Raw genomic sequence first — 9,618 nt, forward strand, 5'->3', positions numbered from 1 at the left:
ACTCCGGCGAGTACTTGCTGGGTGGCGCCACTTCTTCCTCGTTTCCTGTTCAGGACAACCCTATTGGATCCCTGTCCGGAAACTTCGTGGCCCCTCAGACCGAGGCAATGACGAAGGACAGGGCGTCGTTGGGATCGAACACGTTGATCCACCGGCCCACGCCCTCAGGCACGGGTGCCCGGTCCCGGGCGGGATCCTCGGGCGGCAGTACGGCCGGGAACAGCCCGAGTTCGGCGATCAGGCCAACCTGCGAGCCCACGGTGACCAGCGCGTCGCACCCGAGCTCAGGTCTGAGATGGGACAGGAGGTCATACACGATGTTTCCGCCCATGCTGTGTGCGATGACCACCAGCCTCGGATCGGTCGGGGTGCAGAGCCGCGCGCCCTCCTCGATCGCGGCGGCGACCCGGGCAGCGATAGGCGCCTGCGCCCCGTACTCCTCGCGCTGCCGGAAGTAGGTCAAGACGTCACCGATGAACGCAGTGCCCGCCGCGTGCACCGGCCGCCGTACGGGCCGGCGCAGCGCGGAGGAGCCCGCACGGGGCGCGGCTGCGGCCACCCGCCCGAGTGCCTCCCGGAGCCGCAGCACGGCCAACTTCCGTCCACCGGCCCCCCCACCGAACCTCTCCTGCGCGGGCACGCCCGCAGCCTGGCCCGCCGTCAGCGCGTCCACCAGCCGGGCCAGAAACTCCCCATCATCCGCAGCATCGGCAGGCCAGTCCGGCGCTTGCCCCGCCGCGGCCCGTTCGGCGAGCGCGGCGGCCTCGGCCCCCATGCTGGCGAGCGCATCCGCCTCCCGCGCGCCCGCCCTGCCCGCGGCAACCATCCACAGCAAATCGACAGCGTCGGACGGCGCATTGCGCGCAAGAGATGCGAAGACCTGGTTCGGCCCGGCCACTGGCGTCTCGGGCAGTTCCTCGACCAGCGCCCGTACGTCATCTGTCCCGTCGGCGCCGAAAGATTCCACTCCGCCCGGCGGATAGGAGGCGTTGTTCCACGCGAACCTGGCCCCCAGGTCACCCCAGTACGGATTCAACACGCCCAGTTTCGCGGGGTCTGCAGGGCACAGCACTGGCCCCACCACCGCCCTCAGCAACGCGTCGCGCTGCGTCACTGCACGCTGCTGCTCCGCCGACTCCCGCGTTCCCACTCCGTGCACGAAGACCACCGGCACAGCGCTCCCCCACCCCCGAGCGAGCGACACAGCACGCGGCTAGTCCGCAACCGGTCACGCTCACGATGATGGTAAGAGCTGACGAGCACTCACGGCGTGGTTTGTCGGCAACCAATCCGGTCAACGGCGGCACGGCCTCAGCACACTCGCGCAACCTGCATTAGACGTCGCTTCTTATGGTGGTGCTTGGGCCCACGCCGTGCAGGGATACTCCTGTGGTGCTGTTGACGTGGATCGCTGAGGTGGCGGACGAGCCATTGATGCTGGACCCGGGCGACCGGAGGGTGGAGCGGGTAACCGTCGCCCCCGCAGCAGCGCCGTGCCAGGTCCTACACGCACTGGGGTGCGATGCCCGGGGGTTTCGAGCTGCGGCATCGCACCGGTGTGCGTGTAGCCCTGGGATCTTGGGCCGCTCCCCCGGCGAACTACGTAGCAGCGGGATCGGTGAACGAAACCGGCTTGCCGGTGGCGCGGGCATAGTCGATTTCCCTGCCCGTGGACTCGCCGATGTACCCACCAGGGTTGACGACCAGAACCCGGTCTGCCAGGTCGATCTTGCGCAGGTGGAGGGCGTCCAGCGCCGCCTTCTGCTTGTCGGTGACCAACTCGTCTGCTTCGCCTGGCGCAACAACAATGACCCCGGCGAAGGTCAGATCACGATTCACCGCACGCATCTCGTCCACAAACCGGGTAGAGCCGCAGATACAGACGATTTCAGGTCGGTCGGGCACAGCTCAGCCCTTCACTCGAACACTCGAACGGGACACCACCAGCGTGCACGTTGGCACTGCATCGGCAGGAGGTTAGTGGGTGTCACTACATCAGTGAGGTCGTCGGGCAGTCCGGCCGGTCAGCCGTCAGCTCGTTCCTTCTCGATCGCATTCATCCTGCGGACCATGTCGATCTGCGCGCGGATCATCGTGTCGAACAGGGCCTCCGGATCACCGTCGGGTCCGGCGTTCGCAGCCAGCAGCGAGGCCACTTGGCTGGCGAGGACAGTGACCACGTCGGCCGTCCTCACCGGGCCGCGGACCTCGATCAGTTTGCGCACGGCGTCGTCGATGCGGTCCATAGCCTCCTCGCCCTGGAGGAACAACCCGAGCCGGTCGACGAGGAACATTCGGACGACCGCCACACCGTCGGCCAGGGCGGTGTCCACGTTGAAGTCGGCACGGGCCTTCTCCGACTCCTTGAGCACGGCCGGAATCGTGTACGTCCGCTGCTCCGGGATGAGGCCCTCCTTTCGCCACTTCGTGTACGGGATGGGGCCGACGGCGTCACGGCGTGCACGGTGTTCGTTGGTCGGGCGGCCGCCCGCGGTGCGGCAGACCCGCCCTGCAGCTGCCTTGCAACTCGGGCATTCGACACGGCGCATCCACGAGCGCACGAGATCCATCTCGGCATCGGAGCGGAGGTGACGTCGCCACTCGCCGCCCCACGGGATGCTCTGCGATCCGTTCTCCACCATTGCCCCCTGGGTCCGGTGGTGTGTGCCGTCGTCGGTGCCGTGATGATGACCGTACCTGCGGTGGCGCCGCTCAGCGGTCGATCGGGAGAATGCCGTCCAGGCCGCTCTCGGAGAGGATCTGTTGGACCGTGTCGTCCAGCCACTGCCGCGACCACGAACGCCTTCCCGAGATGAGCGAAGCACTCATCACGTGGGCCGCCATCACCCTCATGCCCCGGCGACTCACCCGCCGCAAGGCCGGTCCCACCGAACGACGCGACGCCACCCACGGCTACGTCCTGCCCGAAGCCGCCTGAGCCTGTCAGGATGGCCCTTCCTCCTCCGGCGAAGCAGGAGTTGCACCACTGTCTTCACCGGCCAAGAACTCGCCGACAGCGAAGCCGAGAAGCATGTTGATCTGCCACTCAAGGTCGGTGACCTGCGCTTTCAACTGGTTCACCTCCGCCAGATCCTGATCTCCACGGGCCTTGATACGGGCGGTGTCGTCCGCGATTAGCTTGCAGGTCAGATCCACGGCCGCGTCCAGTTCAGCGCCGGTCGCGCGACCGGCGAAGTCTTCCAGCGCCGCCGTCACCGCTTCGACGCCACCGCGCTCGAAGTCCTCACTCAAAATCTCGTGGTCCATCAGAAGCTCAAACGACTATCGCGGCAGTTAGGCACGGGACCAGACACAGGCTCTCACCCGAATCCGCCACCCACCTGCCGGGGATGGCTGGCGCTACTCAGTCATCAGGCCACATCTGGATGACCCATACCTCAAGGGGATCTTCATGAGGTTCCTGCGGCGGGAAGGGGTCGAGCACCACAAGGGCCTCCACGTGATCCCGGCCACGGCAGAGCAACCGCAGTTGATAACGCCCCGGCCGAAGAACGATCTCCCCGTAGACAACACCGTTCAAGTCAACGACGCCCAGATGGTCTCCCAGCGGAGAACGGAAGACACGCTCGTAATCCCAGGACCCTTCCGGCTGACCAGCAGGCCCGTCCCAGACCTCCAAGCGCACCAAAGGGTAGAAGTCGTTGTCGCTAGACGTAAGACTCCAGCCATCTCCCGGAATCTGGACAACATCGTCTTCCGCCGGTGCTTCCTCGAAGAAGATGGGGCCCATCTGGATGGTCCGGTAAGACACGCGCGGACGTACCTCAACCGAGTTGATCAGACTGGCCACTTAGTCTCCTCACCAGGCTGAATGAGCAGGCACCGTCAGGCTAACCCCCGCCAGCGCCGAACACACTCGCCTTGTCATGCAAGGACCAGAAACAGGCACTGGCCGCCGGGCCACACCTATGCTCCGGTGAGCCAGCCGGTGAAGATCGCGTACGGGTCCATGGGGCGGAGAGCTCGTCTGGCCGCTCTATGAACTGTGAGATGCGCTGACGGTCCGTGAGCCTCCCAGACGACGGATCGCGTGGCGAAGTCCTCGCAGCAGGCGGCGGATCGGGTCTTCCTGCCGTTTCCGCTCGGCGGTAAAGTTGGAAGCGAGGACGTAGTTCCGCGGGTCGAAAAAAAATCCCGCCCCATTGTCGTGTTCACGGCGGGCGGTTCTCGGATCAAGCTGGCCGCGCCTTCTCTTCGGTGACTTGAGTCACGAGAGCCAAAAAAGATTGGCCGTGCGCCACATAGTCCGAGCGGGCTATTCGATGACACGCGACGGCCATGGTTCTCGACTCGAAAGCGGTCCTGATGCCGTCCCTGCCATCTCTTGGTGTAACCCGCGGGCTGCTCGTTGCTGCCCGCGTGATCCCTTTGCTCGTGATCGTGTGCCTGTCCGCTCCGGCGTGGCTGGTCTGGGTGTTCCTCCCGAAGGATCGGCAGGAGGTGGTGTTGGAGATGGTCAAAACGATGGGGGCCTGGGCTTGCGCTGCCTCTGAGGCGATGCCCCCAGGCCGGGCTCAGCCCGCGCCTTCTCAGGCTAACGGCCTGGAGGGAACTGGGGGCGAGCCCCCAGCCACGGCGCTTAGGTCGTCCCGTCGCCGTCCTCCTGACGCAGGGGGACGGCGACGGCGGTCTGCCTGACGGCCGTGCGCGTGGTAACAAGGTCAGGGGCTGGCAGCCAGTGACTGTCGGGGCGCCGACAGACCCTGATCTGAACTTTGCGGGCCGAGGGCTGCACCTTGCGCGCCAGAGCCTACGTCCCGCCGCTCCCTATAGGCGTCAGTCGAAGACGTCGTCGTCGTTGTAGTCCTCAAGGATCGCGGTCGTAGCTACAGAGTGGGGCGCGGCCCGTAGATCTCCCTAAGGCGCTTGGCGATCACTTCTTGAGCCTCCCCCAGACTCACCTGAGCTTTCCCCGCTGAATCGGGGTTGGCTGACGGAGGAGCCGGGTCGATGGCCATACCGTTAGCGTCGGTGCTCGCCTGAAGCACCTTGCGCCGGATGTCGTCATCAAGGACGAGTTTTGTCAGGCTGGCGAGCTTGCGATTCACCTCAGACAGATCCCGGCCAGGCACGTCTGGGTCGTCGCCTGATGTGCGCATCACGCGGAACATGATTGCCGCTGTGTTCACCTTGCTGAGTGCGTCGTAGACCTCTTCGAGGTGAGTCAGTTCGAACGACTCCCGGCGTTCCAACCGTACGTGCCCTCGGTCCAACTGGCGGAGCCGTTCCTCGCGACGGAGCGCTGCTGTCTCTCGGCGCTCTTCACTTCGCTGGTTCAGCCACGCGCCGAGAATCAGCGTGATGACTGGAAGTACTGCGGTGACGGTCCACTTCAAGTCCACGCCGCGGAGCGTACGTCAGCCTTTATGAAGTGTGGCCCTCTCTGGATGGTTAGCCGAGCCAGACGATGTCCAGGACGTCCGCCAGCATCTCGTGGGCGTAGTCGGGCAACTCCCTTGCGGTGCCTGCTGCTTGAGGTGATCCCTTTCCAGCGGGGCGCCGGCCGACGCCCGAGCCTTCAGCCTTCATATAGAAGAACTCCGGTCTCACCCGGCCCTGTTCAGCTATGAACCCGTTCTGGCAAGGTTCCTTGGCATGTCCTGGAGGGTGTTGAGCAGCAGGAAGGCAGTCGCCCGCATCGCGAGGGCGAACGCAGCCGTCGAGGCCTTGGAGGCCGACCTCCGAAGGCTGGGACTACCACCGGCGCCCCTGCGCGTCAGGGCGGCTTTGCGCAGTGGCGTTTGGCTCCAGGAGCGCGTAGTGGACAGCCAACCTGCCGTCTTCACCATCTGTACTCTTTTTGGTTTCTTTCTCTGTGTTTGGGCTCAATCACCCGACTCGTCAACCAGGCATGACGGGCAGCTGCGGCAACCTGCAGAGATTTGGGGTCTCCTCACCGGCTCTTGGTCGATGCCCTCCCTCAACACGATCAACATCGCCGCGGCATTGCTGCTTGCCGCCGTGCTGCTGGCCTTGCTCCGCTCCGCGGGCGCCCCACCCTCAACTCGGACGAAGTGGATCGACGGTGCCGCGCGCCAGCTGCTCCCCGTCGTGGTCATCAAACGGGCGGTATATCGCTGCACAGACACTTACAGTCGCGGCGCACGCCGCGCCGACTCCGCCCGGGCTCTGGCAGGAGCTGTCAGGATCACCTCCCGCATGGTGAACCGCATGCATCGCACCTCGCAGCGGCTGCCCGTTCGCTCCCACCGCCGCCGACAGCTCAAGCACCATGCCGGTCTCGTCGTGGCAGCACTGCGCCAGGCCGAGGCGCGGATCGATGTCGAGGGCGCGGCAGCGATCCCCGAGCTCGCACGCCTCCTGATGAAGATCGCCGACCGGTACGTCCAAGGTCACCTCGGGGCACTCCTCGACAATGAGGAGCTGACGGGGCTGGAGGTCGTACGCGACTGGGAGGCACTCCGGATCGCTGTTTTTGTGGTGATCACCGTCGGGTCAGCGGTGACGGTCAGCCAGATCGGCTTACCCGAATCGACGAGGACCTACGCCATCGGCGCGTGCACGATTCTCGCCTCTGTGCTGGTCTACGGCCAACAACGGGCCCGGCGGGGGCTGGACCTGCTCAGCCAGATCCGGGGCGGGCAAGGGTGACGTCAGCGTCGGGTGACAGTGTAGCCCGCGCCGGTGACCGCGCAGGTTGTGACCGTCACGGACTCCGAGCGGCCAAGTTTTTTCAGCCATCAGACGGCGACAAGCTGACTGCCATACCCGGAGTCCTCGGGCTTCATCGATTTTACGAATGACCGGAGTGAGCCCGCGCTAGAACCGTAGGACAAGCTCAGTCTCAGGGACTGTGCGGAGGCTCGGTAGTTGTCACTGACGGCGCCGGATAGCCTGCGACGGAACCCCGTCGAAGCAGTCGGACTGTCACCAGAGAGGCGCTGCAGGTGTCACACACGGTGGATTGTCGGTCTTTCTGTCACCGGGGCGCAGTGTGACTCGCGACGACCTCATCGCCATGCTCCACGAACAGACCCCGGCATGCGGGCCTGCACGCAACGCCTTGATCGCCGGGGCTGACTTCGTCGTCTGGGACGGCCTGGTCCCCGCCAACCGGCACGCGGGCGTCTTCCGGCGTCGAATGCACCATTCCTTGAAGCGTGGCCACACGGTCGAGGGGGCAGCCGAGAGCGTCGACATCCTCAAGCGGGCCGGGGAAGAGCCGCTTCGTACCGGATCCATCGACGCGGTGGACCGGTCATCCTGGTTCACGATCTTCCTGAACTCCACGGCGACAGCAATGGTGGCCTGCTGCGGCGGACGCCGGCCCATCACGTCGGCCGACACCCCCGAGTGACAACAAGCCTGCCTTCGTGTCAACTACTGCGCCACGGCTCACACAGGACCCGATGCTCGCCATAAGCAGGCTCCCGTTCAGAAATCCAGGTCCAGGTAGTCGATGTCGTTGATGGCGACGTCCGAGAGTCCCGTGGCGCGGCTGCCGCCGTCCTGGAAGTAGATTTCTTTGAGTCCGTCGGCGATGATTCCGCGCATCTCCTGGTCGCTGGCGCCCGCGTCGCGGGCGTCGAACAGGCGCTGCGCGTACGCCGGAGGAAGGTGGACGGTCAGGCGGCGGAAGCGCCCGTCGTCGGTGCTGCCGACCGGCGCGGTGTAGCCGAAGCGGGCCCTGGTCTCCACGGTGATCCCGCCGGTGGCGGCGGCCTGCTTCCGCCGGCGCCTGCGGACCTGCGGCTGCCACCGGGCGCGGCGGAACTCGGCGTCACCGCCGACTCCGTCAACCGCTAGCGGCGCGGCGCCCGCAAGCACCCGCCGAAGGACATCACCGATGAACGCCCCCGATCCGCGGCCGCGGTGCCCGGCTGGAGCCGCCCGAGCCACTACACCGCCACTAGGTAGAGACGTGTGGGCTCGTCAGGGCGGCTCCGAAGTAGCCCCTGGTGTCGTTGGCAAGGGTGATGCCGGCGTTCTTGCCGCACAGATTGACCGATCCGCTCAGGACGGGGCCGGTGGCCGAACCGCGGACGCTCCACAGGCAGCCGTCGCTGTTCTCCCCGGGGGTGCCAACGATCGCCTCCGCCTTGCCGTCCTTGTTGAGGTCGGCAAGGTGGACGGCCGCGCCGAACTGGTCACCGGCCTCAGCGGTTCCGGCGACACCCGCCGTGTTCTGGGAGTATCCGACGGCTCTGGTGGTCGTCAGACCGGTCGCGGAACCGCGGAGCAGGACAGCTGTCCCCGCGTACACGCGTGTGCCGACCGCCTCGCCGGGAGAGCCGACGAGGACATCGGCGTAGCCGTCGGCGTCGACGTCTCCGACGCTGAGCGAGTGGCCGAACTCGTCGCCGTCCTCCGCGGTCCCCGGCACGCCCGCGGTGTCCTGGTGGAAGACCTTCGGCCGCTGGTCGGTGGTGATGCCCTGCGGACCGCCGTAGAGGACCTGGACCTCACCGCCGCGGTGCGCGGCGCCGGTTTCGTTCAGGTCGGAGTCGTCATCCCCGATGCCGGTGATCAGGTCGCCGTAGCCGTCGCCGTTGACGTCGCCGATCTGACCGGCGTGGCCGTCGGCGTAGGGCAGCTTCGTGGGCCAGGGCGCCTGGCCCACATCGTCCAAGATGTCGAGGAAGACGGGTCCGCGCAGGTCGCCGGTCGTGGGCCCGGGCAGCCAGAACCGTTCCGCCTTGCCATCACCGTTCACGTCACCCATCACCACGCCGCGGACATCGCCGACACGCCCTTCCCGGTAGCTGGAGGCGGGCTTGCCGGTGCGGGTGAAGGGGCCGATGAAGGAGGCACCCTCGCAGTGCGAGCCGACGCCCACCTCGGGGGCGCCGTCCGCGTTCATGTCGCCGGTGGCCAGGGACATTCCGAAGCCGCAGTACGTTCTGCCGTCCCCGTACCCGGCAGGCGGGGCAATGCTCGCGCCGCCCTGCAACCCGCTGGGCCCGCCCCACACGACGGTCACCGAACCCCGGTCCTGGCTGCCACCGACGGCCTCATTCGGGGTGCCGACGAGCAGATCCGCATACCCGTCCCGGTCCAGGTCGGCGCTGGCGACCGTCGTACCGAAGCGGTCCCATTCCTCCGGCTCCCCCGGGATCCCGGAGGTCGCCTGCGTGATGACCGCCCGGCGCGCGGTGCTCACCGAGGACGCCGACCCGTACAGGACGACCACGGCGCCGGCCTGCTCCACGCTGCCGTTCGAAGCGAAGGGCGCGCCCACGACCAGATCCCGGTAACCGTCACCGTTGAAGTCGTCCTGCACAGCAGCGGTGTTGGCCCCCTTGTACCCGGCAGTCGCGGAAGCCGTCACCGGAGTCAGAGTGACGGCGAGGAGAGGGGCGAGCACGACCGCGGCCGTGACTGCTCTGTGCAACAGAACTCCTTGACGGACGGCGGAGATTGCAAAGCAAACGAGCATCAAAACTCACTCGCCCCACCTGACACACCAGCACCCCTGAAGGTTGTACACGGCTCCCCACCTTCCCGCCCGGGACGGCACTGCGGGGTCCCCACGCCCTTAGTAGCTGTTGTCGTTCCGATCTTGAGGCTGGTAGATCGAACGGGAGTCCCGATCAGGTGATCGTGGAGTGCTGGGCGCATACAAGTAGGGCCTCCTGA

11 protein-coding genes and 1 pseudogene are annotated in these 9,618 nt (G+C 66.5%); 3 read left to right on the plus strand and 9 right to left on the minus strand.

All coding sequences use genetic code 11. The annotated features are described in order from the left end of the window. Positions 1–94: 94 nt before the first annotated feature. The 3 genes from ACN6LB_RS45050 to ACN6LB_RS45060 form a co-directional block, all read right to left on the minus strand. Positions 95–1,168: a hypothetical protein gene (locus tag ACN6LB_RS45050; protein ID WP_445030995.1), complete on the minus strand. Its 1,074-nt coding sequence runs from the start codon at positions 1,166–1,168 to the stop codon at positions 95–97. A 431-nt stretch (positions 1,169–1,599) separates the two neighbouring features. Next, positions 1,600–1,905, minus strand: a complete 306-nt coding sequence (locus ACN6LB_RS45055; RefSeq protein ID WP_445030996.1) for a hypothetical protein — start codon at positions 1,903–1,905, stop codon at positions 1,600–1,602. A gap of 119 nt (positions 1,906–2,024) precedes the next feature. Beyond that, the gene (locus ACN6LB_RS45060; RefSeq protein WP_445030997.1) at positions 2,025–2,642 is read right to left on the minus strand and encodes a zinc finger domain-containing protein; all 618 of its coding nucleotides are present in this window, start codon (positions 2,640–2,642) and stop codon (positions 2,025–2,027) included. A gap of 128 nt (positions 2,643–2,770) precedes the next feature. Here ACN6LB_RS45060 and ACN6LB_RS45065 point away from each other — a divergent pair, with 128 nt between their 5' ends. Continuing rightward, on the plus strand, positions 2,771–2,938 hold the full coding sequence (locus ACN6LB_RS45065; RefSeq protein ID WP_445030998.1) for a hypothetical protein: 168 nt from the start codon (positions 2,771–2,773) through the stop codon (positions 2,936–2,938). A gap of 5 nt (positions 2,939–2,943) precedes the next feature. Here the strand turns inward: ACN6LB_RS45065 and ACN6LB_RS45070 are convergent, their stop codons facing one another. The 4 genes from ACN6LB_RS45070 to ACN6LB_RS45085 all read right to left on the minus strand — a co-directional run bounded on the left by ACN6LB_RS45070 (position 2,944) and on the right by ACN6LB_RS45085 (position 5,550). Continuing rightward, positions 2,944–3,267 carry a hypothetical protein gene (locus tag ACN6LB_RS45070; protein ID WP_445030999.1) on the minus strand — a complete coding sequence of 108 codons (324 nt, stop codon included), beginning with the start codon at positions 3,265–3,267 and terminating at the stop codon, positions 2,944–2,946. Positions 3,268–3,364: 97 nt separating this feature from the next. Continuing rightward, positions 3,365–3,811, minus strand: a complete 447-nt coding sequence (locus ACN6LB_RS45075) for a hypothetical protein (protein ID WP_445031000.1) — start codon at positions 3,809–3,811, stop codon at positions 3,365–3,367. 1,036 nt (positions 3,812–4,847) lie between these two features. Further along, positions 4,848–5,363 carry a hypothetical protein gene (locus tag ACN6LB_RS45080; protein ID WP_445031001.1) on the minus strand — a complete coding sequence of 172 codons (516 nt, stop codon included), beginning with the start codon at positions 5,361–5,363 and terminating at the stop codon, positions 4,848–4,850. A gap of 49 nt (positions 5,364–5,412) precedes the next feature. Continuing rightward, positions 5,413–5,550, minus strand: coding sequence for a hypothetical protein (locus ACN6LB_RS45085; protein WP_445031002.1), 138 nt, complete (start codon positions 5,548–5,550; stop codon positions 5,413–5,415). Between the two features lie 231 nt (positions 5,551–5,781). Between ACN6LB_RS45085 and ACN6LB_RS45090 the strand changes: the two genes are divergently transcribed. Continuing rightward, a complete protein-coding gene (locus tag ACN6LB_RS45090) occupies positions 5,782–6,633 on the plus strand; it encodes a hypothetical protein (RefSeq protein ID WP_445031003.1) in 852 nt (283 codons plus the stop codon). 343 nt (positions 6,634–6,976) lie between these two features. Further along, complete coding sequence (locus ACN6LB_RS45095) at positions 6,977–7,339, plus strand: hypothetical protein (RefSeq protein WP_445031004.1); 363 nt, start codon at positions 6,977–6,979, stop codon at positions 7,337–7,339. A 77-nt stretch (positions 7,340–7,416) separates the two neighbouring features. On the opposite strand, the pseudogene tpg reads toward ACN6LB_RS45095, so the two are convergent. Next, positions 7,417–7,749, minus strand: a pseudogene (tpg, locus tag ACN6LB_RS45100) (telomere-protecting terminal protein Tpg); the annotation flags it as partial. A 142-nt stretch (positions 7,750–7,891) separates the two neighbouring features. Continuing rightward, the gene (locus tag ACN6LB_RS45105) at positions 7,892–9,373 is read right to left on the minus strand and encodes an FG-GAP-like repeat-containing protein (protein ID WP_445031005.1); all 1,482 of its coding nucleotides are present in this window, start codon (positions 9,371–9,373) and stop codon (positions 7,892–7,894) included. Between the last annotated feature and the right edge of the window lie 245 nt (positions 9,374–9,618).

The organism is Streptomyces sp. SAS_270, assembly GCF_052543295.1.